Below are 24,800 nucleotides of genomic sequence, written 5' to 3' on the forward strand. Positions count from 1 at the left end.
AAATGGGGATTAATATCTAACTAAAGCTGATCCCCAAATAAGACCTCCCCCAATTCCTTCATGAAGAATGAGATCCCCTGGTTTGACGCGTCCCTCTTGAGTTGCCGTCCAAAGGGCTAAAGGAATAGAAGCGGCAGATGTATTTGCATGTCGATCGACGGTTACAATCACTTTTTCAAGAGGTAAATTGAGGCGTTGAGCAACAGATTCAATAATCCGAGCATTTGCTTGATGAGGTATAAACCAATCAATTTCATTAACGGTAATGTTATATTCGGTTAAGATTTTAATAGCGGAATCTGTTAATTTTGTGACGGCATGTTTATAAACTTCTTGACCGGACATCCTAATTTTACCTGTTTTCCCTGAAGAAGAAGCCCCCCCATCAGTATAAAGAATATCACTAAATTGACCGTCTGTTTGAAGATGGACACCAAGGACGCCTCGTTCCCCTGCTTTTTCGGGAGGCATACTTTCAAGAACGATTGCACCCGCTCCATCCCCAAATAAGACATTGGTGCGTCGATCTTCCATATCAATGAGTCTGCTGAACGTTTCTCCTCCAATCACAAGAGCAGTTTTAGCTTGTCTTAAGCGTAAAAAATTATCGGCAACTTGCAGAGCAAGCAGAAAGCCTGCACAGACCCCTGCGACATCAAAAGCTAAGGCATTTGTATTTTTTAGAAGCTTTTGCGTTAAAGCTGCTGTGGAAGGAAAAGTTAAATCAGGAGAAGCCGTTGCGACAATAATGAGATCAATCTCATTAATATCTTTTCCGGCATTTTTAAGGGCACATTCAGCGGCTTTAGCACAAAGATGAGAAGTAAATTCATTTTCTGCAGCAAAGTGACGTTGATGAATCCCCGTGCGTTCAACAATCCATTCATGGGATGTATCAACGACTTCAGATAGATCATAATTTGTGACAACACGCTGAGGAAGGTAGCCTCCAACCCCAGTGATGACTGATCGCCACTGTGTAGGATGAATCATTTTAAATCAGCTCCTTCAGAATCCAAGAGGGAGGTTGTCTCATCCTCTTTTAATTTTTGAGAAAATTCAAGAATCATAGCGCTAATATTTTGATTAATATTTTTTCGAATCATGTCTGCCGTAACGGTGACAGCATTATAGAAACCAGAAGCATCTGTTCCTCCATGACTTTTAACCGCAATTCCTTTAAGACCTAAAAAAGGAGCGCCATTATATTTACTCGGATCAAGCTTATTTTTTACATATTGCAAGGCTGATTTTGAGAGTAAGGCTCCAATTTTGGAGAGGAGAGATTGCTTCAATCCTTGACGTAAAAAATGAGACATCAATCGAGCAGTGCCTTCCATAGTTTTGAGAGAAATATTTCCCATAAAACCATCTGCAACGATAACATCAACAGTGCCTTTTGAGATGTCATCGCCTTCAATGAAGCCATAATAATTCTCAAGGCACTTTGTGGATCGTAACATTTGTTGAGCAACTTGCAACACAGCGTTCCCTTTGAGCTCTTCTGAGCCAATATTAAGGAGGCCTACGGAAGGATTTTGCAAATTCAAAACAATTTTTGCAAAAGCTGTTCCCATTAAAGAGAATTCAATAATGTTTTGGGGATTAACATCTACATTTGCTCCCAAATCCAGCATGACTTTTGGGCCAGAAATTGAAGGAACTAGGCCCGTTATAGCGGGACGATCAATTCCCTCAAGAGTTCCTAAAATAATTTTAGCGAGTGCCATATAGGCGCCAGTATTGCCAGCTGAAATCACGCCATCAGCGCGTCCTTCACGAACGGCCATAATTGCTTGTCGCATACTTGAGTTTTTAAAGCCTCTGACTGCTGCGCTGGGTTTCGTATCTGCTGTGATAACTTCAGTCGTTGGAATAAAAGTCGAAATAGATTGCAACTGAGGTTGGCTTTTTAAGAGAGGCAGAACCCCTGCTTCACTTCCATAGATTTGGAAAGTAACATCTGTAAAATCTTGGACAATTCGCGTAAGCCCCTCAATGACAACATGAGGAGCTTGATCACCGCCCATTGCATCAATGGCAATACGAATGCTCAAGCTAAGCCCCTTTCATCGATCATTAAGAAAATCTAAGCGTAGAAAGACGGCTTAGACTTTAATGTCAAGGATCATCCGACCACGGTAGTGGCCACATTTAGAACACATATGATGGGATAGTTTTCGTTCACCACAATTTGTACATTCACCAGAACGAATTTGAGGAAGCGCGTGGTGAGAGCGACGCATATCGCGTCGAGATTTAGAAACTTTTCTCTTGGGAACAGCCATTTTTCAACCTATAGTTAACATTTCTGATCCAGAACCTACCTCAATTTTCTTAAAACAGCAAGCGAAATGAAAAAGAAAAGAGTTTGTAACATTATAGATAAAGAAAATGTTATTTTTCTGTAAATTTCCAAGAAATAGCGATGAACAACGTTAATTGATTGTTTTATTCAAGGAAATAAACCTGAAAGCCAGTGGCGTATTGGGATTGAGCACGAAAAATTGTTTTTTTGAGCAGATGAAGCTTATCGGCCTGCAGAAGGGATGGATCATATTTCCCATAGAAGAAGATATTCCTTGGGTTCCTAATGACGCTCAAAATTTAGAGGAATTGATTCATGAGTATACTTTTTAATTCTTAGACTTGGAACTGCTCTTGAATAACGCGTTCTTCAAACCCGTGATTTTCATCAAACAGAAGTGTAAATTTTTTTGAGGAATCTTCAGAGATCTCAACTGATTGTACATCGCGGATTTCTGTTGAATCTGCTGCTGCACTGACAGGACGCTTTTGAGGTTCTAAAACTTCGAATCGCACTTTCGTTGCATGGGGAAGTAAGGCGCCGCGCCACCGCCGAGGTCTGAAAGGGCTAATAGGTGTAAGAGCTAAAAGTTTAGCACTTAAGGGAATAATTGGACCATGAGCTGAAAGATTATAAGCTGTGCTGCCGGCAGGAGTAGCGACCAAAACACCATCACAGATCATTTCATTCAGTCGTTCAATGTCATCAATAAAAATGCGTAATTTAGCTGCTTGATAAGTCTGCCTTAAAAGAGAGACTTCATTAATAGCACGCGCTTCATAATTAATATTTTGAGTTGTGATAATACGCGTATGAAGGGGATGAAGCTGAATAGCTTTTGCTTTGTCGAGTCGGGTTTGGAGGTTTTCGAGATTGAAATTATTCATTAAAAATCCAACGCTTCCAAAATTCATACCAAAAACAGATACACTTCGATTAATTGTAGATTGAAGAACATGGAGCATAAAGCCATCTCCTCCAAGTGCAACAATAATATCAGCTTGTTCTACAGAGACAGAAGCATAGCGTTCTTTCAGTGTTATCAGTGCTTTTTGAGCTTCCGAGTGAGAACTAGAAACAAAAGCAATTTTCATGTTTATTCAGCCTCTTTAAGGCAAGTGATAAAAGTATCTGCAAGTTGATGCATCATCTTAAAATAAAGCATTTCATCTAGAGGGAAACTTGTTCCGAAAGGATCTAATTTTCCTGTGTTAATCTTTGTTGCATCAGCTAATGTTTTAATAAGAGGAGGATAAAATTGTGTTTCTCCAAAAATGCACCTCACATTTTTAAGTTTTATCTGTGCTTCTAGAATTTTAAGTCTTTGTAGGCTAATTGGTATTTCTGGATCTAGAGTTAAAGCTCCTAGGCCTGCAAGATTATAAGCTTTTTCAAAATATTGATAACCATCATGATATACTAAAAAAGGGAGATTTTTTACAGGGATTAATTGTTGAGTTAAGGTTTGATGGAGTTGAGCGAGTTTTGAGATCAAAAAAACCGCATTTTGTTTATAAGTTGAAGAATTTTTGGGGTCAAGGCGGGATAATTCCTCTGCAATAACTTTGGTAATTTTTTGCGCATTGACAGGTGTCAACCATAGATGAGGATCTATGGCATTATCTTCAATTCCATGAGAATGAGAGCATGTTGAACATTCCATCGAACGGATAGGTAATTGAATAAGATCCGGAAGTTCATTTATTTGAATCGTTTGGGTGGAACTTTGTTTTAAAGATTTTTCTAAGAAGAATTCATAATTCGGGCCGATCCATATAAGAAGATCAGTGTTCTCGATTTTTCGTCGATCAGAGGGTCTTAATGCATAGTGATGAGGAGAGATAAGCCCATCTAAGAGAAGAGTGGGGGTGCCAATTCCCTTCATAATACCCGCCACCAGTGAATAAAGAGGGGGGAGTGTCACAAGAACACGAGGCGCTGTAACACCTTTATATGAAACAAAAAAGGATAATATTAATACTTTTAATAAAAGACGCATGTTGCTATATCCATCTATTTTTTCATCTTAAGATATAGTCGATTCTCATCAGAAAGTCGATTGGGAGAAAAGTTTGGAAAGTAAAATTTTTTCTATCAGATCTTTCATGAAAATAACCTTTAGCAATTTAGACTTATCATTCTTCGTATAATCTAATGAGCTAAGAACTTTTGCTTATATTGATCAGGAAAGAGGCTAACTAAGGCCAATTCACATACGCCTAGATCTAAGGCTAATTGGCTGGTAATATTAGGAGAAAGAGCTTCGAAAAGGGCAGAAAGAGCTTCTTTGTTTGTTGGAGTTGCTTTCTGTATAATTTTTTCCAACTCTTTAAGCTGTTTAGAACGTTCACATGAAGTTTCAGCAGCACCACAAAAACTTCGGATACGGCCATCGGGAAAATCTACTAAGAGCTGAGCCATATTGTCACTCAGATTTTGACACGTAAGTTGTGCTTTGTAGCTATATCCCTTTTCTTGAATAAAAAAACTAGCTGACAGGATAACGATCGATATAAGTTTTTGCATAAATTTCCCCTTACTTTTCTTTTTTAACGTTAAATAGAAAGGCTGTCAATCTTGCTTAAAGATGATTATCTTTTGCCTGTACAGAAAAATCTCAAAGCATTATAAAACAAGTATGAAAATATTGTTTATTACCTCAAATCGATTAGGCGATGCAATCTTATCAACAGGTATTTTAGATGCCTTAGGGAAATCTAGTGCTCAAATTGAGCTTACTATTGCTTGCGGTGCAATTCCTGCTCCCCTTTTTAAAGAATGGCCGGGATTACAAAAGGTTATTATTTTTAAAAAGAAGCCATTTTTGGGGCATTGGTTTTCACTTTGGAAAAAAGTCGTGCCTCATTCATGGGATATTGTTGTCGATGCTAGAGGGTCAGTTATTGCTTATTGTGTAAGAGCAAAACAACGATTTATATGGCGTTCTGTTGCAACTTTAGGGCATCGTGTTGAACATTTAGCGGCTATGGTGAACATAAAACCTGTTCCTTATCCTAGAATTTATTTTGATAAAAAACGACTTCAACGAGTTAAGACTTATTTTCATGATGATCGGCCTGTAATTGCTCTGGCTCCAACAGCAAATTGGATAGGAAAAGAGTGGCCTCATGAATATTTTATGCAATTAATAAACAAGATAACAGCCGTGGATGGAATTTTACCTAAAGCGCGCATTGCTGTTTTCTCTGCACCACAAGAGCGGGCAAGAATTAGTGATTTTCTTGCTCAAATCCCCGCTGAAAAATTAATTGATTGTGCGGGGAATTTGGAACTTTTGGATATAGGTGCCTTTTTTTCACAATGTCAACTTTTTATAGGGAATGATTCGGGATTAATGCACTTAGCAGCAGCTACGGGAATCCCCACATTTGGACTTTTTGGGCCCAGCCTTGATCAACATTATGCTCCTTATGGATACAAAACAGGATATGTTCGTACACCAGAATCCTATGAGATTCTTAAAAGACGCCAACAAGAGGGGGATCAAGGAAGCTTGATGACCACCCTAACAGTAGAAAAGGTTGTTGAGGACCTAGGAAAATTCTGGGAAAAAGTAGCGAAATGATGCGCATTTTATAAAAATAAGCTTCCTTTTAAAAAGATTGAATACAGTGTCTTTTTGGAAGGGATACGCTACTTTGAAACGCTTAATTAATTATTTAAATAGTAGCGTTAATAATGTAGATTGGACTATGGAGAACAAAGAGATTATTGTCGAAAAGGCTAAGATACATGGGTGAGCTTTTGCATGGCTTGCGAATAATATGTTTAAATTTTTTTGAGCGAACTTCTCATGCCTTTTTTGAGACAACGATAGGGCAAAAAGTTCTTATTTTATTAGCACCTTTTTTCTTGCTACCTGGAGAACGCTTGGAAGGGCGGCAAGGTTTCTTAAAGTTATTTAATTTTCTTCATATGCAAGCTTGGGCCCCTATTCTAGGGGGTGTATTTTTCTCAAGCGCTTTAACAGTGTTATTGCGGACATTTCAGCACGCCCATGTGCCTTTTATCGGGATTGTTGACGTTGAAGCTTTTAGTGTTTTGTTTTGGCTAACAATTTTTAGTTCATTATTAGGTTATATTTTTTCTTTGACTAAGTTTATTACGCCCTATGTTCTCAATTTTTTCATTAAAGATGAAGAATTTATCATGGAACCAATGCTCTTTTGGACAACGAGGTATGGTGGTTTTTTAATGTTCTTTGGAGTTTTTGCCTGGTTTATGGGCGGGTTAATTGCTTTGAAGCTTTCTTTCTTCCCAATGATGATCTTGATGGGTGTTATTGTGATATTTGGGTATGCTATTCGTAAAGAACTATTAAAGCAGCAACAAAAATTTATCGAAACTATTTCACCGTCTCGGCGCCCTCTTTTTCTTCTCATTGAGAGCATTATTTTAATTACATTTTCTTTAGTATTAGCATTAATTTTTTATTATATTTAAAAAGGCCACTTTGAGAGTGGCCTTTAGCTTGAAATCTTAATAAATTATTCGTTCTCTTCGGAAGAGTTTGAAGTATTCTCAGGGCGTATATCTATTTTTTCTTCTTGAGGTGTAGATTTTATTTGAGTTTCTTCTTCTTTTGTAATGGAAATATTTTTTTCTTGTTCTGATGTCTTCTTATTATATCGTCTGGTTTTCTTCGGCATTCTTTTTTTGTCAGTTTTATTTTTTTTCTTACGTGCTTTCTTTGCTGATTTTTTCTTTTCTTTGATATTCTTAACGGTATTTTCAGTTAGATTTTCTTCTACAGATTGGGTGTTTTGATTTGAGGAAACATTCTCAAGATCTACATTTTTCTCTAAAGTTTGAGGAGTCTCTTCTGCGAAAGTCGTTGAGCAAAACGATAAGGTGCTGAGGCCTATTACAAAACCAATAAATGCATTTTTCATTTTTTATATCCTTTTTAGAATTTAAATAGATGTGTAGGTGACTTTCTATTTATCATAGGCATCATAAAGAGGACTTTAAGGGGCGACAACTGATATTTAAGGAAGGCCTTAGAAAGATATTATTAAGCATGCAAGAGATTGTTCCATAAAAGAAAAACTTTTCTTCTCTCCGAGAAATTTTTGTACTATGACTTTGAGGGATAGGGGATAATAAGGAGTTAAGAATTTCTTTAAAGAAACAAAGCAATTATTAATACAATCCTATTATGATCGTAGCATTTTAATCATTGCTCTTTTAGGGTTTTCTTGTGGCCTGCCTTTACTTTTAACAGCGTCAACGCTGGGGTATTGGATGGCACAAGAAAAAATTAGCCTCACGAAAATTGGACTTATGAGTATAGCCGTTTTGCCTTATACGGTTAAATTCTTATGGGCTCCTTTGGTCGATCGATTACGCCTGCCTTGGTTAACGCAGTGGCTTGGGCGACGGAGAGCGTGGCTTTTTCTAAGTCAGAGTTTTTTAATTATTTTTTTGTTTTGTTTGAGTCGCCTTGATCCAGCTCAGAATCTAGAACAAATAGTTGTTTTTGTATTTTTAATAGCGTTTTCTTCTGCCACTCAAGATATTGTTATGCTTGCTTATCAGGTTGAGCGTCTGCAACGATCTCAATATGGGACGGGAGAAGCTGTGGGCGTTTTTGGATATAGGTTGGGGATTCTATTAGCTGGCGCAGGCGCCTTTTATTTAGCTTCATTTCTTAGCTGGAATACAGTTTATCTTGTGATGACTGGGTTCCAGTGCATTGGTTTGGTGACTACGCTGTGTGCGCGTGAACCCCATCCTATTCACAATCCTGAAAGCCAATTGCGGGAACGAAAGGCGCATGAATATCTCTTGACGCATCCTCGATTAAAAGGGTGGCAAGGAAGTATTTTGAGTTGGTTTTATGGGGCCCTTATAGCCCCTTTTCATGATTTTATTAAGCAATCATCTTGGCTTGCGAGTTTATTCGTCATGTTTTTTTATAAATGTGGGGACAATTTGATTGGGTCTATGGGAAATATTTATTTTAATGAACTTGGATTTACTAATATTGAAATCGCAAATGGTTCAAAAATTTTTGGATTATGGGCAACTATTTTGGGAGGTTTTGTCGGAGGGCTTATTGTAAAGCGCTATGGAATGTTGAGGAGTTTATTTTGGTGTGGGGCTTTGCATGGAATAACCGCTCTAGGATTTATTCTTTTGGGTCTGGTAGGACATAATAGCATTATTTTTTACCTGATTGTAGCTTTGGATAATATAACAGGAGGGATGAGGGTTACTGCCTTGTTTGCTTATCAAATGACATTATGTTCACCTTCTTATGCTGCCACTCAATTGGCTTTATTAACCTCAATGACTCACCTTGGAAGAATTATGTTTTCTTCGCCGTCTGGATGGATTGTGGAACATTTAGGGTGGAACACTTTGTTTTGGCTTGCAACCTTTGGTATTGTGCCTACTTTAATGGTCATTTATTATCTTTCTCGTATTAAAAAAGAAAATCTATGGTTTCTAAATAAGGGAAGGTCTACTTAGGATGCGGGATGAAGCGGAAGAAAAAGCGATAAAAGTTGCAACAGAAAATCTTTTTAAAGAAATTACAGTTCTTTCGTCTGAAGCTTATGTTTATTGCATCGGAGATGCGCGTTCTAAGCATCCACGTATTTTCTTAGACCTCACAAAAACAGGCATCGCTATTTGCCCTTATTGTAGTTCGAAGTATACTATAAAAAAGTAAGATCTTTTCCAGGCAAAAAAGCATCAAAATTTTGGAATGATGTAAACTTCATTTATGGCTTATTTTTAATTGGTTTTTTAATTCAAAAATGATAAAATAAATCCTATTTTAACGTTAATTAAAATTTTTAAGTATTAAGTTTAATTTTGTTAAAATTAGATATAAAATTTTATATATTAAATTTAGAAATACTTTTTGTTATGAATGAAGATCTTTTAGCAGCAATCGATTTGGGTAGTAATACTTGTCGATTAATTATTGGTAAAAAAGATATTCAACATTTAGATATCATTGAAGTTTTTTCGCGAAATATTCGGCTCGGCGAAGGACTTGCTAAAACAGGTAAGTTAAACAAACTCGCAATGAAAAGAGCTTTTGATGTTTTGGAAACATGCGCAAAACGTTTGCGTCATCATGCCCCTTTTAAATTAAAAGCTGTTGCAACTGAAGCGTGTCGAAGGGCTCAAAATGGACCTGACTTTGTGAAGCAAGTTTCAGAGAAAACAGGTATTCATCTTGAAGTTGTCTCTCAACAGGAAGAAGCTTTGTTAGCTCTTAAGGGATGCGCAAGTATTTTAGATCCTTTAATTCCCTATGCTATTTTGTTTGATATTGGAGGGGCAAGTACAGAAATTCTATGGATTGAAATTAATAAGGATCGGCCTTTAAAGCTTATAGATTATATATCATTACCTTTTGGAGTTGTAACACTTGCTGAAGAATTTCCATATGAAAGTGCAAAATCATATTCTTTGATTGAACAGCGTACTCATGGTCTTCTAAAAAAATTTAGTGAGAAGAATAATATTTCTCATTACATAGAACAACAGCAGGTTCAACTTGTAGGGAGTTCTGGCACGGCGACAACAACAGCGGCTTTACATTTAGGATTAAAACGTTATCAAAGAGAGCGTGTTGATGGTCTAATTATGAGTTTAGATGAAATTTTTGCGACGATAAAATATGTTCAAATGATGGCTTCAGAGGAGAGAATGATTCATCAGTGTATAGGAGCAGATCGGGGAGATTTAATTCTCGGAGGAATGGCAATTTTAGATGCCATATGCAAATTATGGCCTGTGGAGAAAATACGTGTCACCGATCGAGGTGTGCGAGAAGGGATTTTAACGGAGCTTGCTTTTGGTCCTACTCATATCCCCTTACCTGCAGTTAACTCTTTATTTCGGGTTGCATAGAAGATGACATCAGTTAAACCTACATTAAGAGCTAAATCAGTCTTGCTAAAAACAGCTCGAGGACGGAAACCGTCTTCTCAGCGATGGCTTCATCGTCAATTGAACGATCCGTATGTGCAAGAAGCCCAGGCCAAAGGATTTAGATCACGGGCCGCTTTTAAGTTAATTCAGCTCGATGAAAAATTTCACTTTTTGAAGTCTGGAATCACTTTAATTGATTTAGGGGCTGCGCCCGGTGGATGGGCGCAGGTTGCCGTTCAAAAGATTAATCCTCACCAAACAGGGGGAAAAGTGATCGGGATTGATCTTTTAGAAATTGAACCTTTAACTGATGCTTTATTAATTCAAGGTGATTTTTTAGAAGTGGAGCAACGCCAAAAAATAAAAACGCTTGTTAAGAATGGGGCCCAAGTTGTCATGAGTGATATGGCGGCTTCTACGATTGGGCATGCGGGAACGGATCATCTAAGAACGATTGCTCTAGCAGAAATGGCTTTTCAATTTGCAAAAGAAATTTTAACCCCTGGTGGAACATTTATTTCAAAGGTTTTCCAAGGAGGAACTGATCCGGAGCTTTTGAAAGAGATGAAGCAGCATTTTAAGACCATTAAGCATATGAAACCTCAAGCGAGTCGAAAAGAATCTCCTGAGATGTACGTTGTTGCTTTAGGATTTTATCGATGACACCTGGGGCCCAAGTAGCGGCAGCTCTTGATCTTTTGGAGCATGCAATTACTGTTGGTGAGAAACCTTTTGATGTCATAATTACTCACTATTTTAAACAACGACGCTATGCTGGTTCTCAAGATAGGCGGACTATTTTAGAGCTTGTGTATGGTGTTTTAAGAAATTTTTATAAACTTTTTTATGTAGCTCAAGAAAAGTTTTCTCATGAAGTTTCTGCGCGCTTATATTTACTGGCATATCTTAAGTTAATTTTAGATAAAAAAGAGGTAGATCTTGATAGTTTGTTTTCCGGTATCGGTTATGCTCCTTCTAAAATAACGCCGCCAGAGCAAAATTTTTTTAAGAATCTGCAAGCAGAAATTGTGAAGTGGCCAGAGTGGGCACATGCAAATATTCCAGAGTTTTTATGGCCAGAAGTTCAAAATATTTTTGGAGTAAAGGCACTATCTGAAGCCGAAAGCTTGAATCAAGAGGCAACTGTCGATCTTCGTGTTAATCCGCTAAAAACAAACCGAGATTTTATCAAAAAATCCCTAGAAAGCGAGAACATTGAAAGCATTGAAACACTCTATTCTCCTCTTGGGCTTCGATTGAAAAAACGCGTTAATTTGACGAATCATCCCTTATACCAGCAAGGCCTATTTGAATTCCAAGATGAAGCTTCACAATTGGTTAGCATATTATGTGACGTTCAAGGAAATGAGACAGTTTTAGATTATTGTGCAGGAGCTGGAGGCAAGACGCTTGCGTTAGCAGGGCTGATGGATAATAAAGGGCACATCGATGCATACGATGTATCATCTACTCGATTGAGAAAAGCTGAACTTCGGGCACAGCGCACAGGATGTCAGAATGTTCATTTTCTAACAAACGTCTCAGATAGAACCTATGATCGTGTTTTGATCGATGCTCCTTGTTCGGGGACGGGGACATGGCGCAGGCATCCTGAGTGGAGAGTTACAATAACACCTGAAAACCTTAAAAAATTTATATCTCTTCAAAAGGAAATTATTTTTAAGGCAGTTCAAAATGTTAAAACGGGCGGCAGACTTATTTATGTCACCTGTTCTTTACTTGCTTGCGAAAATGAAGAAATTATGGAAAATTTTCTTGAGAATCATTCTGAATTTAAGGCAGTTCCTATTTCAGGAGTATGGGAAAAATTATTGAAAGTGCCATGTCCAACAGCCTCTTCATTTTTACGATTCACGCCTCATCAACATAAAACAGACGGATTTTTTATAGCGATTTTTGAAAAGAAATAAAAAATTAATTAATAACTTCGGAAGAAAAATGATTAATTTTAGCCCCTATTTTTCCTCTCTCAAGATTTATCTTCGCCCAAATAATTTTTCAATATCATATTTTTTAAGTTCCACATAAGTGGGACGTCCATGGTTACATTGTCCTGAATGAGGGGTGTCTTCCATCTTTCGAAGTAAAGCATTCATCTCCGGTAGGGACATCTTTCGGCCGGCGCGAATACTGCCATGACAAGCCATTGTTGAAAGAATTTCTTCAAGATGCTCCTTGAGGCTAAGCGGTTGACCTAATTCAATTATCTCATCTGCTAAATCTTGAATCAAGCTTGCAACGTTAAAATTTCCTAAAGCGGCAGGTGTTTCTCGTACAAGAATTGCTTCTCCCCCAAAAGCCTCAATACCAAGTCCGAATAGTTTTAATTCTTCGTTATGAGCTAAAAGAGCTTGCTGAGAAGATTCTTGGAGAGAAATCACTTCAGGGATCAATAAATATTGACTTTGAGCTTGTGCATTCAAAAACTGATTTTTAAGGTTTTCATAGACAAGTCTTTCATGAGCTGCATGCTGATCCACCAGAATAAAACCATCTTCTGTTTCTGCGACAATATAGGTTTCGTGAAGTTGGGTGCGTGCTTCTCCTAAAGGATGATGTTCTTTGAGGTCGTGAGTCTTAATTTCTTCAGAAACAAGAGGTTCTTCAAGACGAATAGCCTGTATTGCAGTGTGATCTGAAGGCATAAAATTAGAAGGACGTGGGGCAGAATAGATAGGCTTAGAGGAAGCTCGATTTGGCATCATAAAGCTTGGTTGAGATGTTTTTAGTTGAGGAATGATAGAAGGTTGCATCGCCTTTAGGGCGAAAGAACTTATCGTCGTCGCTGCTCTATGACCTGCTTCTGTTAAAGCTTGCTTTAAAGCGCCAATGATTAGGCTGCGAATAACCTCATTTTCACGGAAACGGACTTCAGTTTTGGCTGGATGGACGTTGATGTCGACTTCTCCAGGAGGAACTTCTAAAAATAAGGCAACTAAAGGATGGCGATCGCGTGCAAGAAAATCTTGGTAAGATACCCGAACCGCTGTATTCAGAAGCTTATCTTTAACCGCACGTCCGTTCACATAAAGATATTGTAAATTCGCATTGCTTCGGTTCATTGTTGGCAAACTTGCGAATCCAAGAATCTTATAATCTCCGCGTTCGGCATTAATTGAACACGTATTATCAATGAATTCTTTCCCCATCAGCATACTCAGACGATGAAGACGGCGCTCATTAATTTCTCCTAAGGTTACAGGAAGATCTAGATAAGTTTTTTTATCATCTTTAAGTGTAAAGCAGATTTCCGGATATGCCATGGCAAGTCGACTTACTGTATCGACAATCGCCGCCATTTCGGAAGTGGCTGATTTCATAAATTTTAATCGAGCAGGTGTTGCATAAAATAAGTCTCTCACTTCAATGCGTGTGCCTATATTTTGAGCAGCAGGAGTGGGGCCTATTTTTTGCCCTCCCTCAACTTTTAAAGACCACGAAGTCTCATTTCCTTGAGCGCGACTTGAGATTTCGAGGCGACTTACGGACCCAATAGAAGGAAGAGCTTCGCCTCTGAACCCAAGGGATTGGATATTAAATAAATTCTCATCTGGAATTTTAGAGGTTGCGTGACGTTCAACAGCCAGTATGAGATCTTGCTGTGTCATTCCAAGGCCATTATCTTCCACCAGAATAAGATTTTTCCCTCCTTCGCGAATAACGATGTCAATTGCGGTGGCTTTGGCATCGATCGCATTCTCAATTAACTCTTTCACAACAGAAGAAGGGCGTTCTACAACTTCTCCAGCTGCAATTTGGTTAATTAAATTAGGAGGAAGAAGGCGAATCATGAAGCTTCTCGATTTAAATATTCGCGAGTTAGAATTTTTCCTTCTTCAACCGCAGGTTGGTCAAAAGCGTCAATTCCAAGCAATTTAGCCATGATCATCGTTTCAAGCATATAATGGATGAAGAGAGCGCCTAAAACGTGCTCATTTAACTGGGGAAATGTAAGGGTACGCGTAGGACATTCTTGTCGAATAAGGGTTGCAACAGTGGCATTTTGTTCTGCGCGCATCAAATCCGCCAAAGTATGCTGATGAAGATAAGAAAGTTCAGGATCGTCAGTTTGAACTTGAGGGGCAGGAGTCAAAGCTTCCAGCATGACCAACGTAAAAAATTTATCCTTAGGGCCTCCTAGATAAAGCTGTAACTGACTATGTTGGTCGACAGTTCCTAAAGCATTAATAGGCGTAATACCCTTTTTTTCTTTTCCTAAGCTTTCAGCCCACAGTTGTCTAAACCATAAAGCAAATGCTGAAAGACGGTCAATATAAGGCATAAGGACAGTTTGGGTACAACCAAACTGTTGGTAATAGGCATAGGTTAACGCAGCCCCTTGAACAGTATTGTGCGTAATTCCGTCCATTTCTTGAGAGAGGTATTGTTGGGCTCCTTTAAGAATGGCATGAACATCAATGCCGGCGATGAAAGCTGGCAACATTCCTACAATTGAAAAAACAGAGAAACGTCCTCCAATTTGTGTTGGATGATCAAGGACTTGATAATGATATTGTTCGGCAAGGCGTCGCAACGGTGAGTTCTTTGGTTCGGTAATCACAATGACTTGGTCTTGTGACAATTTATCTTTGAAAACACTTATAAGAGAAAGGAACTGACAAAGTGTTTCTGCTGTTGTGCCAGATTTTGAGATAACCAAAAAACCAGTCGTTTGAAGATCAATATTTTCTATAAGTTTTTGAAAAGTATGAGGATCAATGTTGTCCATGAAATGGAAATAAGGTGAATCTTTGGGCGTACTTACACGGCTTTGATAAAGTTCAATACACGTTTGAGCCCCGAGAGAAGACCCACCTGTTCCAAAAAGGATCACATTTTTAAAACGTTTTTGCCAATGGTGAGCAATTTTTTGATAATGCTCTAAAGATTCTTGTTCATAAATAACTGAAAGAGCAGGTAATTTTTTATCATAATAGGCTGTTTTCACCTCATTAAAGCTTTGGAGTGCTTTTTCTTGAAAAGAAATAAAAGATTCTTCCTTGAGCTTATGATTCAAGAAGCATCCATTAATTGAAAAATTTAAAAGTGATTTATTGGGCATGTGTTTCTCCTTCTTCAGGGTTGCCAACAATGACAATTTGAAGTTTTTCGGGGGTAAAAAAATCTTTTGCGAAGTGGTTAACTTGCTCAAGCGTGATGGCATTCAGTAATTGTTCACGGTTTTCCATATAAGTCCTCGGGGCGTCGATAACTTGATAAAGAAGCAAAAGTTCAGAAATCTGAGGAGAAGACATAAAATTAAGGGTATAAGCCCCTAAAATATGACTTTTAGCGTCTATAAATTCTTCTTTTGTTAGGCCATGATCTCGGAGACGTTTCCATTCTTCCTTAATTAAGGAGAGGCTTTTCATAATGCGTGTATTTTGACTTCCAACACTTCCCATTAACAAACTGATGCAGGGTTCTTGTTGAATGTTTGTTCCCACATGATAGGCATATCCTCGCTTCTCTCTAACTTCATTCATGAGTCTTGAAACTGAGCCCCGACCTAAAGCCTCATTTAGAATTGAGAGTTTTAGATAATTGGGATCTTTAAAATCAAGAGCTTCTTGTGCGAAAAGCCCAATGCTTTGAGGTTGGGCTAATTTTATCGTGGTTATTTTTTCTTGCTGTGGAAATTGAGCAGGCGGAATTTCAGGCAAGTTTGCTTCTTCAGGAAGAAAACTAAAAATGTTGTCGAGAATCTTTTTTAATTCTTGAGCCGTAATATTTCCACATACGCCTATTTTTAAGGTAGAGCGGCTCATATTTTTCATAAATTTTTTGAGATCTTCTGAGGTTATTTTTTTTATTGTTTTGAAGGAACCTTCGGTAAAACGTGCATAAGGATGAGAAGCCCCAAAAATTTGCTTTCTTAATTGGGTGAGGGCGATGGTTGAAGGTTGTTTTTCAATGTTAGCTAAAGCGGTTATGTGAGCATTCACAATTTTAGTGAATTCGTGAGATGAAAATAAGGGTTCGGTAAGTGTAATTTTCAAAAGTTGAAAAGCTTCTGAGGCATTTGCTTTTGTTGTTTTTAAAGAACCCGCAAAATGAGAGAGAGTCGCATTAAAAGAGATAAAGCTGGCGATTTCTTGTAATTTTTGTGCAAACGCATGAGAATTAAATTTTCCAGCGCCTTCAGTCAACATTTGGGCAGTAAGGGATGCAAGTCCCACTTTATCGTCAGGATCATGAGCTGCACCGACTTCAAAACTGAAATTCATAGCAATAACAGGTGTTGTTGTATCTTCAACAAGCCATGCTTTAATTCCATGAGTTGAGATAACTTCTTGGATCTTCAGTTGGGCATGTGCCGAAGAAAAACTACTTAAAAGAATCATTATTACAGAAAAAAACAGTCTCATAACTTTTCCTCGTGGTATTATTTTTGGGGACGCAAAATAGCTGTAAAATTAGATTTAGAATTAAAAATAAGTTTAAAAGTTGCGTTGACTTGTTCTTGGGTCACGGCTTTTATGCGATGGGGCCATGATTCGAATTCTGCAATTGTTTCCCCGACCACAAGAGCTCTCCCGATTTCATTGCTTCCACTCAATACATGGTCACGTGTATAATCAAGTTGGGCTAAAAGTCTTGTTTTAGATTTCTCGACCTCTGAGGCATTCAGCCCTTGTTGTATGATTTTTTCTAATTCTTTATTGAGGGCTCTTTCAACTTCTTCAACGGTATGTCCTGGGGCCGGTTGAGCAAACATAAGGAGATACCCTGGGCCTCGGGTGTAACCTGGATAAGAAATTTGAACGAAGGTTGCAATTCGTTGATTTTCGACAAGCTCTCGATAAATAGGACCTGTGACGGGTTTATCTAATAATTCAGTTAAAATTTGAAGCGCATAAAAATCTTCTCGTGAACCTTCTTTAAAATTAGGGGCCCTAAAGATTTTTAAGAGATAAGGTTCTTGAATAAGAGAAGATGTCATTTCAAGCCTTTGAAGTGCAGGGGCCATTTTAGGCTCTTGAATCGTCAAAGGGTGCGGTTTTGCTTTGACAGGGATCACTTCATAATATTTTTTGGCAAGAACTTTGACTTCCTCAACAGTGACATCGCCGGCAATTAAGAGAATGGCATTATTGGGGGTATACCAAGTGTTATAAAAGTTTTGCGCATCTTGCGTCGTAAATGTTTTTATCTCATGTTCCCATCCAATCGTGGGTAATCTCATGGGATGATGTTTTAGAAAATTAGCAAGAACAGTTTCAAAAAAGAGCCCTGTTGAACTATTGTCAACCCGCATGTGTCGCTCTTCAAGGATGACATCCAATTCAGGTTTTGCATATTTATCTTCAATTTCGAGATGGGCCATTCGGCCAGCTTCAAGACTCATAATGAGTTCGAGTTCGCTTTTAGGGATCACTTGGTAATAGACAGTATAATCTGGAGAAGTTGCTGCATTTTGCTCGCCCCCCACCCGATTAATCTCAGGGAGTATTCGCCCCGCTGGTGAAGCTAAACTTCCTTTAAACATAAGATGTTCAAGATAGTGAGCTAAGCCTGATTTCCCATGAGGATCATCAATGCTTCCAACTTTATACCAGACCATTTGAGTCACAACGGGAGCGCGATGATTTTCAATCACAACAACTTGAAGGCCATTTTTTAAAGTAAATGTATGAGGATTATAAACAACGGCTTCCACGTTCCCATAAACAAAAACAATGAGGAGCATATAAAAACGTAACCAAATTTGTTTCAACATCAAAACTATCCTCATTAATTTAGGGGGCCAGGAGCGTCTTTGTTATGGAGCTTTTTATATTCTTCCTGAGGATCAATAACGTCTCCGCTAGGTTTTCCTTCCCAGAAGATAATTTTTTTAATTGTCTGTTCTCCTGGTTTTGAAACCTTTGCTTCTTGGTTGACTGTTTGACGTATATTGGGATGACTTTCTTCTATTTTGGCTGAGTTTAACAAAGCTTGTTCTGCGGGCGAAACAGAAGATATTTCGGTTGTAAGAGATTGCTTGATAAGAAGCTCTTTAGCTTGAAGATGAGTATTTTGAGGATGCTTTGCTGAGGCTCCCGTTTGAGGCGGCGTTAATCCAATTCCAGGAGGCATGCTGAGAGGAGGATGATCTAGAACTGTAAATTCATCAGGTTGCATTCTCTCAAGACCTAAACTTTTTTTAGTTTGACTACAGCCTGAAATAACAAGAAGACTTGTGCTTAAGAGGGCTAAAAAAAGAAAATCATATTTCTTGTTCATGACGTCGTTTCCCGTGAATTTTTAAAATTATCAATTAGAACAAAACAAACACCTAGTGTAATCGCAGTATCTGCAATATTGAAAGTCGGAAATGCATAGTTTCCCCAATGAAAGTGCAAAAAGTCCACAACCGCTGAAAAACGAAGCCGATCAAAGACGTTTCCTATGGCACCTGCAATAATGAGACCAAAACCAACACGCAGTAGATAGTTTGGTGCTTGCCAAAGCCATTTTAGCAATAAACAAGAAATAGCCACAGCAAAAGTACTAAGAATATAAACATTCCAGCGGCTTGGCGCATTGAACATCCCAAAACTTACGCCATGATTCCAAACTAAAACTAAATCAAAAAAAGACGTAATTGTGATAGGCGCACGAGGCCGAAAAAAATATTCTAAGATCAATGCTTTCGACCATTGGTCTATGCCAATAATGAAGACTATTCCCAAAAGAGCAAAAAGTTTAGGTCGCTTGATAGGAAACATCATGTGACCTCGTCGATCACGTGAACGCAACGATCACATAAGGTTGAATGGATAGGATGATTGCCAACTTCTTTTAAAACGCGCCAACATCTTTCACATTTATGGCCAGAAGCAACCGAAACCTGGACGCCCAAATGATCAAAATCTGAACTTATGAAAGCTGTAGAGGGGAGTGCTTCTATAGAAATATCGAGACTTGAAGTAATTGCAAGTTCAGCATAATCGACCTTCGGGAGCATTTTTTGCTGAGGATCAAAAACCGTCACATGCGCCTGCAAACTTGATTTAATAAGGCCTTGAGAACGGGCAACTTCAAGAGCACCTGTTATGACACGTCTTTGCGCGCGCAGCACATCAAAGTCTTGAGCCAGAGCCTCATTTTTCCAGGCTTCCGGCGTTTCAGGTAAAAAGTTTAAGTGGATGCTTTCACGGTCTTCGCCAAACCGAGCCAACCAAGCCTCTTCGACGGTGAAACATAATACAGGCGCAAGCCAATGTAAGAGATGATTTAGAAGTAAATCAAAAACTGTGCGGGTGGCGCGGCGTTTTATATCTTGGGCACTATCACAATAAACAACGTCTTTACGCACATCAAAATAAAAAGCAGAAAGATCGGCAGAACAAAAATGATGAAGAGCACTATAGAAAGCCTGGAAATTATAAGCTTGAGTACATTCTTTAAAAAGCGTATCGAGCTGATGAAGACGATGCAGAACCCACCGTTCTAAAGAGGGCATATCCTCAAGAGAAGGGTGCTCTTCTGAAGTAAATCCATGTAAGGCGCCCAGTAAGTAGCGAAGAGTATTCCGAAAACGGCGATAGATATCTTCTTGATGTTTTAGGATTTCTGGGCCAATGCGCAAGTCATCGGAGTAATCACAGCTGACGACCCAAAGCCTTAAAATCTCAATTCCTAAAGTCTCGGCAATTTTGTCAGGAGCGACAACGTTTCCTTGAGATTTAGACATTTTTCGACCTTGTTCGTCGACCGTGAAGCCATGAGTTACAACGGCTTTATAAGGAGCTTGGTTCTTAGTGCCACATCCAAGCAAGAGAGATGACATGAACCAGCCTCGATGCTGGTCTGACCCTTCAAGATAAAGAGAGGCTGGAAATTCAAGTTCAGGACGTTTTTCAAGGACAAATTTTTGAGTTGACCCTGAATCAAACCAAACATCTAAAATATCATTGATGGGTTCGTAGTCTGCAGGATCATGATCATGACCTAAAAAGCGTTCTGGATTTTTGTACCAAGCTTCGGCGCCTTCTTTCCTAACGGCCTCAATGATTCGTTGGTTAACGGAGGCATCAATAAGAGGTTGTTTTGTTTCTTTATGAACAAAGATGGTTAGCGGAACTCCCCAAGCTCTTTGGCGAGAAATACACCAATCGGGGCGATTCTCAACCATTCCTTTGATGCGGTTTTTACTTTGAGAAGGATACCAGTGAACACCTTCAATCGCATCAAGGGCTTGATGACGCAAACAATTTGCTTCCAAACTGATAAACCACTGGGGAGTGGTTCTATAAATAAGAGGAGCTTTAGAACGCCAGGAATGAGGATAGCTATGGACAATTTTCTCTTTGGCGGCAAGCGCGTTACTATCTGAGAGAAGAGCAATAATTTTATCATCCACTTTAAAGACATGATCGCCAGCAAAAAGCGGGACCCAAGAAGCGTACGTTCCATCATCTAAGACAGTTTCAGGGACTTCAAGTTGATAGCGTCTTCCAAGGTCATAGTCTTCAATTCCATGACTGGGGGCCGTATGAACAAGGCCTGTTCCCGTATCGACGGCAACATGATCTCCGGGCAAGAATGGAACATCATGATCATATCCTTGGCCGACAAAAGGATGGCTTGCTTTCATCCCTTCAAGACGAGTTCCTTTGAAAGAGGTTAGAATTTCTGCCTCTGCAATGCCAAGTTTTTTCAAGACTTGATCGATAAGGTCTTTGGCAATTAGGAGTTTTTCTCCTGGGATCGCGACTGAATCAGGCTCAACTTTTTGCACTAGAAGAAGGGCATACTCAACATCTGGATGATAAGCAATAGCCCGGTTTCCGGGGAGCGACCAAGGCGTCGTGGTCCAAATGACAGCAGAAGTTTCTTGAAGTTCAGCGTCTGTAGAAGCTTGGATTTTAAATCGCACATAGATTGAGGAAGATGTTTTATCTTCATATTCAACTTCAGCTTCCGCTAGGGCTGTTTTTTCAATGACAGACCATAAAACAGGTTTGACGCCCCGATAGACGTTTCCTTTTTCTAAAAAAGTGAGGAATGTGGTGACAATTTCGGCTTCAGCATCGGGATCCATGGTGATGTAAGGATTTTCCCAATCGCCTAAGAGGCCGAGACGTTTGAACTCTTCTCGTTGAATTGCGATCCAGCTTTCGGCAAACGTGCGACATTCAGCTCTGAATTGTTGAATGTCGATTTCTTCTTTGGTTTTGCCTTCTTTTCGGTATTTTTCCTCAATTTTCCACTCAATGGGGAGGCCATGACAATCCCATCCTGGAACAAGAGGCGCATCATGTCCCAGAAGATGCTGAGCCCGAATCACAATATCTTTAAAGATGCTTGTGAAGCCATGTCCGACATGAATATGACCATTCGCATACGGAGGGCCTGAGTGCAAAATAAACTTTGGGAAACCTTGAGTTTTGGCACGAATTTTTTTATAGAGCTTTGTCTGCTCCCAGAGTTTTAATATTTCTGGCTCACGTTCACGTAAGTTTGCTTTCATTGCAAAGGGGGTGGTTGGCAGAAAAACGCTATCTTTATAATTCATTACAATCGGGCCTTGCTTAAAGTTTATTATATTCCCTGGTAGTTATCTTACTTGTGTTACACGAACTTTTCTTTTTCTTCTATAGAATTTTCGCTTTCGCAACAACGCAGGTTTAAGAAATTTAAAAGAATCTTTTCTTAAAATTATAGAATTCTTTCTCACCTCTTCTTCTTATCATAATTGATTTTAGATCAAAAATCAATATAAAAGTGTACATTTTTTAAAAAATATTGATTTTATTTTAGAAAAAAGCAATTTTCTTTTCAATTTTTTAGAGAGAATGAGAGTTAAAATTGGTAAAAACCTTGAATAATGATGCTAAATATGTTCATTTGATGTCTTGAATTAAAGTCGGAAAAACTGAACGAAGAGTTTTAAATGGAAAAAGTACCTATGACATCTCAAGGGTTTGTGCGTCTTCAAGAAGAGCTTAGCCATCTCAAGACAATTGAACGCCGGGCGGTAATCCGTGCTATTGCTGATGCGCGAGCCTTGGGAGATTTGTCAGAAAACGCGGAATATCATGCGGCTCGTGAAAAACAAAGCTTTATAGAGGGGCGTATTGCGGAACTTGAAGCTAAAATTATGCACGCCCACATTATTGAAGTTTCAAAACTTACAGGCGATACTATTAAGTTTGGGGCGCATGTGTTTCTTGAAGATGAAGATACAGAAGAAGAAATTTGCTATCAAATCGTTGGGGTTGACGAAGCCGACATTAAGGAACGTCTTCTGTCAATCTCTGCGCCTTTAGCACGGGCTTTGATTGGCAAAAAGGTAGATGATTCTGTTGAAGTCAAAACCCCGGGTGGACTTAAAGGTTATCATATTCTTAAAATTGAATATCGGTAATGAGTTGCTGACGTGAAATCTTGTTGGGTTGTTGCGGATAGTGGGAAAATTGGCACAGAAAATCAATGCATTGGATTGGCTGAAGCTTTAGGATTTTCTCCCATAATTAAGCGAATCAAACCGCGAGGTCTATGGCGTTTTTTACCGGCTTCTTGCTGGTTCAATCCTTTAGAGGGACTTTCATCTGCTCATGATCGTTTGGCGCCCCCTTGGCCAGATGTAATTATTGCTGGAGGTCGAGCAAGTGTCGCCCCCACAGCAAAAATTCGTCAGTTAACCCACGGTAGAACAAAAGTCATCCAGCTACAAAATCCTTTGGTTAATCCTGCTCGTTTCGATGCTGTCATTGCGCCTCAGCATGATAATCTCACAGGAGAGAACGTTATTGTCACGGAAGGCACTTTGCACCGCGTCACCCGTGAGCGTCTTGCTCAGGAAGCCCTTAAATTTAAACCTTTGGTAACCTCTTTATCGAAACCTCTTCTAGTGGTTCTTATTGGAGGTTCAAATCGTTGTTATAAAGTGAAGCCTGAGCATATGCGAAAAATGGGGGAACGATTGAAATCTCTCTGCCAACGCGAAAATTTGGGGTTAGCTATAACGATTTCGCGCCGGACAGAGCCCGAAAATAGAGAAGCCTTAATCAAGAGCCTCAAAGATGTCTCGGCGGCTATTTGGACAGGAGAAGGTGAGAATCCTTATTTTGGATTCTTAGGGCTTGCAGATTACATTCTTGTGACCTGTGATTCGGTTGCGATGACTTCAGAGGCGTGTTTTACAGGGAAGCCTGTTTATTCTTACTTTTTTGAAGGGGGGTCCTCTAAATTCAGACGTTTTCATGCGTATTTTCAAAAGAAAGGGTACACGAAGCCTTTTGAAGATAATATTTCAACTTGGTCTTATGTTCCGTTAAACGATTTGCAAGTTGTTGAAACGAAGCTTAAAAAGCTCTTGAAAATCAATTTATAAACAAAGAACCTCATTTTCCTTGTTTTTATGATTGACGAGAAAAGGCGAAGTGATGTACAGAAATGCCAGAGTCGTGTGAATAACGCTCATTTGAAGTTTCTATATTAACAGTTAAGATTGTGTGTAAAAATGAAAACTCTTTCATTAAAACCTGCTGAAGTCACCAAGAAGTGGAGACTTGTCGATGCAGAAGGTGTGGTTCTAGGTCGTCTTGCGTCTGTTTTGGCAAAGCGTCTTCGTGGAAAACATCGTCCAGATTATACGCCTCATGTTGATTGTGGTGATAATATCGTTGTTATCAATGCAGATAAAGTGCGCCTCACAGGCAAGAAATTAAAAGATGATGTCTTTTATTGGCACACAGGCCATCCAGGTGGAATCAAAGAACGTACCGCGGGTGAGACACTTGCAGGTCGATTCCCAGAGCGCCTTTTAGAGAAAGCTGTTGAGCGTATGATTCCAAGAACACCTCTTGGACGTAAGCAAATGAATAATCTTAAGGTTTATGCTGGTCCTAACCATCCTCATGAAGCACAAAAGCTTGAGACTTTGGATGTTGCAGGGATGAATCCAAAGAATAAAAGGAGTTAAGTTTCAATGGCACAAGAGCGAATTGAACTTGAAAATTTAAAGTCAGCTGTTTCTGATAAAGGGATGACAGCAAAGAAAGTTTCTACGACTTCCAGTGAGAAGACAGATGGTCCTCGCGTGGATGCCTTAGGACGTGCTTATGCTACCGGTAAACGTAAAAATGCGATTGCACGTGTTTGGATTAAGCCAGGTTCAGGAAAAATTACTGTTAATGGACGTGAAAGCCAAGTTTACTTTGCCCGTCCCGTTTTACAAATGATGATAGACCAACCTTTTAAGGTTTCTGGTCGTCAAGCACAGTTCGACGTCATTTGTACAGTGACAGGCGGCGGTCTTTCAGGTCAAGCAGGTGCGGTTCGTCATGGAATTAGCAAGGCGTTGACTTATTTTGATCCAGCGCTTCGTCCGCCTCTAAAGGTTGAAGGTCTTCTTACACGCGATAGCCGTATTGTTGAACGTAAGAAATATGGTCGTGCAAAAGCGCGTCGTAGCTTCCAGTTCTCAAAGCGTTAACGTTTTCAGAGATCAAGTTTATATGCAAGGCGCCATCCGAAAGGGTGGCGTTTTTGTTTTATGTTTATTGTTTTGAGAAGTAAGAGTGTCCAGCCTTGTAGAAGGTAGATGTTGGAGAGATTTGTCGTG

Annotated in this window: 25 protein-coding genes; 11 read left to right on the forward strand and 14 right to left on the reverse strand. The window is 39.1% G+C overall.

Features of this window, described 5'->3' with window-relative positions:
- Positions 1–9: 9 nt before the first annotated feature.
- The 6 genes from J0H12_00635 to J0H12_00660 form a co-directional block, all read right to left on the reverse strand.
- A complete protein-coding gene (locus J0H12_00635; GenBank protein MBN9412419.1) occupies positions 10–993 on the reverse strand; it encodes a ketoacyl-ACP synthase III in 984 nt (327 codons plus the stop codon).
- Complete coding sequence (gene plsX, locus J0H12_00640) at positions 990–2,057, reverse strand: phosphate acyltransferase PlsX (protein ID MBN9412420.1); 1,068 nt, start codon at positions 2,055–2,057, stop codon at positions 990–992. The genes J0H12_00635 and plsX overlap by 4 nt, the downstream gene beginning before the upstream one ends.
- 51 nt (positions 2,058–2,108) lie before the next feature.
- Positions 2,109–2,288: a 50S ribosomal protein L32 gene (gene rpmF / locus J0H12_00645; protein ID MBN9412421.1), complete on the reverse strand. Its 180-nt coding sequence runs from the start codon at positions 2,286–2,288 to the stop codon at positions 2,109–2,111.
- Between the two features lie 355 nt (positions 2,289–2,643).
- Positions 2,644–3,408: an NAD kinase gene (locus J0H12_00650; protein ID MBN9412422.1), complete on the reverse strand. Its 765-nt coding sequence runs from the start codon at positions 3,406–3,408 to the stop codon at positions 2,644–2,646.
- A complete protein-coding gene (locus J0H12_00655; protein MBN9412423.1) occupies positions 3,405–4,307 on the reverse strand; it encodes a zinc ABC transporter substrate-binding protein in 903 nt (300 codons plus the stop codon). The genes J0H12_00650 and J0H12_00655 overlap by 4 nt, the downstream gene beginning before the upstream one ends.
- 152 nt (positions 4,308–4,459) lie before the next feature.
- The gene (locus J0H12_00660; GenBank protein ID MBN9412424.1) at positions 4,460–4,834 is read right to left on the reverse strand and encodes a hypothetical protein; all 375 of its coding nucleotides are present in this window, start codon (positions 4,832–4,834) and stop codon (positions 4,460–4,462) included.
- Between the two features lie 112 nt (positions 4,835–4,946).
- Between J0H12_00660 and J0H12_00665 the strand changes: the two genes are divergently transcribed.
- Both J0H12_00665 and J0H12_00670 read left to right on the forward strand, forming a co-directional pair.
- Positions 4,947–5,894 (forward strand): glycosyltransferase family 9 protein, encoded by a 948-nt coding sequence (locus tag J0H12_00665; GenBank protein ID MBN9412425.1) that lies wholly within the window; start codon positions 4,947–4,949, stop codon positions 5,892–5,894.
- 167 nt (positions 5,895–6,061) lie between these two features.
- The gene (locus J0H12_00670) at positions 6,062–6,772 is read left to right on the forward strand and encodes a hypothetical protein (GenBank protein MBN9412426.1); all 711 of its coding nucleotides are present in this window, start codon (positions 6,062–6,064) and stop codon (positions 6,770–6,772) included.
- A 44-nt stretch (positions 6,773–6,816) separates the two neighbouring features.
- Here J0H12_00670 and J0H12_00675 read toward each other — a convergent pair whose 3' ends face one another.
- On the reverse strand, positions 6,817–7,221 hold the full coding sequence (locus J0H12_00675; protein MBN9412427.1) for a hypothetical protein: 405 nt from the start codon (positions 7,219–7,221) through the stop codon (positions 6,817–6,819).
- A 253-nt stretch (positions 7,222–7,474) separates the two neighbouring features.
- On the opposite strand from J0H12_00675, the gene J0H12_00680 reads away from it, so the two are divergent.
- From J0H12_00680 to J0H12_00700, 5 genes are all read left to right on the forward strand, one after another.
- Positions 7,475–8,803 (forward strand): MFS transporter, encoded by a 1,329-nt coding sequence (locus J0H12_00680; GenBank protein MBN9412428.1) that lies wholly within the window; start codon positions 7,475–7,477, stop codon positions 8,801–8,803.
- Position 8,804: 1 nt separating this feature from the next.
- Complete coding sequence (locus tag J0H12_00685) at positions 8,805–9,005, forward strand: zinc-finger domain-containing protein (GenBank protein ID MBN9412429.1); 201 nt, start codon at positions 8,805–8,807, stop codon at positions 9,003–9,005.
- Positions 9,006–9,205: 200 nt separating this feature from the next.
- Complete coding sequence (locus J0H12_00690; protein MBN9412430.1) at positions 9,206–10,201, forward strand: Ppx/GppA family phosphatase; 996 nt, start codon at positions 9,206–9,208, stop codon at positions 10,199–10,201.
- 3 nt (positions 10,202–10,204) lie between these two features.
- Positions 10,205–10,885, forward strand: a complete 681-nt coding sequence (locus J0H12_00695) for an RlmE family RNA methyltransferase (GenBank protein MBN9412431.1) — start codon at positions 10,205–10,207, stop codon at positions 10,883–10,885.
- Positions 10,882–12,153 carry an RsmB/NOP family class I SAM-dependent RNA methyltransferase gene (locus J0H12_00700; GenBank protein MBN9412432.1) on the forward strand — a complete coding sequence of 424 codons (1,272 nt, stop codon included), beginning with the start codon at positions 10,882–10,884 and terminating at the stop codon, positions 12,151–12,153. The genes J0H12_00695 and J0H12_00700 overlap by 4 nt, the downstream gene beginning before the upstream one ends.
- Before the next feature lie 66 nt (positions 12,154–12,219).
- On the opposite strand, the gene mutL is transcribed toward J0H12_00700, so the two are convergent.
- From mutL to J0H12_00735, 7 genes are read right to left on the reverse strand one after another with little or no spacing between them, the layout of a single operon-like run.
- Complete coding sequence (gene mutL, locus J0H12_00705; GenBank protein MBN9412433.1) at positions 12,220–14,034, reverse strand: DNA mismatch repair endonuclease MutL; 1,815 nt, start codon at positions 14,032–14,034, stop codon at positions 12,220–12,222.
- Positions 14,031–15,305: a hypothetical protein gene (locus tag J0H12_00710; GenBank protein ID MBN9412434.1), complete on the reverse strand. Its 1,275-nt coding sequence runs from the start codon at positions 15,303–15,305 to the stop codon at positions 14,031–14,033. The genes mutL and J0H12_00710 overlap by 4 nt, the downstream gene beginning before the upstream one ends.
- Complete coding sequence (locus tag J0H12_00715; GenBank protein MBN9412435.1) at positions 15,295–16,611, reverse strand: insulinase family protein; 1,317 nt, start codon at positions 16,609–16,611, stop codon at positions 15,295–15,297. The genes J0H12_00710 and J0H12_00715 overlap by 11 nt, the downstream gene beginning before the upstream one ends.
- 17 nt (positions 16,612–16,628) lie before the next feature.
- Positions 16,629–17,963, reverse strand: a complete 1,335-nt coding sequence (locus J0H12_00720; GenBank protein MBN9412436.1) for an insulinase family protein — start codon at positions 17,961–17,963, stop codon at positions 16,629–16,631.
- Positions 17,964–17,977: 14 nt separating this feature from the next.
- Complete coding sequence (locus J0H12_00725) at positions 17,978–18,469, reverse strand: DUF3035 domain-containing protein (GenBank protein MBN9412437.1); 492 nt, start codon at positions 18,467–18,469, stop codon at positions 17,978–17,980.
- Positions 18,466–18,957: a signal peptidase II gene (gene lspA, locus J0H12_00730; protein ID MBN9412438.1), complete on the reverse strand. Its 492-nt coding sequence runs from the start codon at positions 18,955–18,957 to the stop codon at positions 18,466–18,468. Before lspA ends, J0H12_00725 begins: the two co-directional genes overlap by 4 nt.
- On the reverse strand, positions 18,954–21,746 hold the full coding sequence (locus J0H12_00735) for an isoleucine--tRNA ligase (protein MBN9412439.1): 2,793 nt from the start codon (positions 21,744–21,746) through the stop codon (positions 18,954–18,956). Before J0H12_00735 ends, lspA begins: the two co-directional genes overlap by 4 nt.
- Positions 21,747–22,124: 378 nt before the next feature.
- On the opposite strand from J0H12_00735, the gene greA reads away from it, so the two are divergent.
- The 4 genes from greA to rpsI all read left to right on the forward strand — a co-directional run bounded on the left by greA (position 22,125) and on the right by rpsI (position 24,671).
- Entirely contained in the window at positions 22,125–22,598 is a 474-nt protein-coding gene (gene greA, locus J0H12_00740) for a transcription elongation factor GreA (protein ID MBN9412440.1), read from the forward strand.
- A 12-nt stretch (positions 22,599–22,610) separates the two neighbouring features.
- Positions 22,611–23,567 carry a mitochondrial fission ELM1 family protein gene (locus J0H12_00745; GenBank protein ID MBN9412441.1) on the forward strand — a complete coding sequence of 319 codons (957 nt, stop codon included), beginning with the start codon at positions 22,611–22,613 and terminating at the stop codon, positions 23,565–23,567.
- Positions 23,568–23,696: 129 nt separating this feature from the next.
- On the forward strand, positions 23,697–24,158 hold the full coding sequence (gene rplM, locus J0H12_00750; protein ID MBN9412442.1) for a 50S ribosomal protein L13: 462 nt from the start codon (positions 23,697–23,699) through the stop codon (positions 24,156–24,158).
- A gap of 6 nt (positions 24,159–24,164) precedes the next feature.
- On the forward strand, positions 24,165–24,671 hold the full coding sequence (rpsI, locus tag J0H12_00755; protein MBN9412443.1) for a 30S ribosomal protein S9: 507 nt from the start codon (positions 24,165–24,167) through the stop codon (positions 24,669–24,671).
- The last annotated feature ends 129 nt before the right edge of the window (positions 24,672–24,800 follow it).

Origin of the sequence: Candidatus Paracaedimonas acanthamoebae (genome assembly GCA_017307065.1) — a bacterium.
Taxonomy (GTDB): domain Bacteria; phylum Pseudomonadota; class Alphaproteobacteria; order Caedimonadales; family Caedimonadaceae; genus Paracaedimonas; species Paracaedimonas acanthamoebae_A.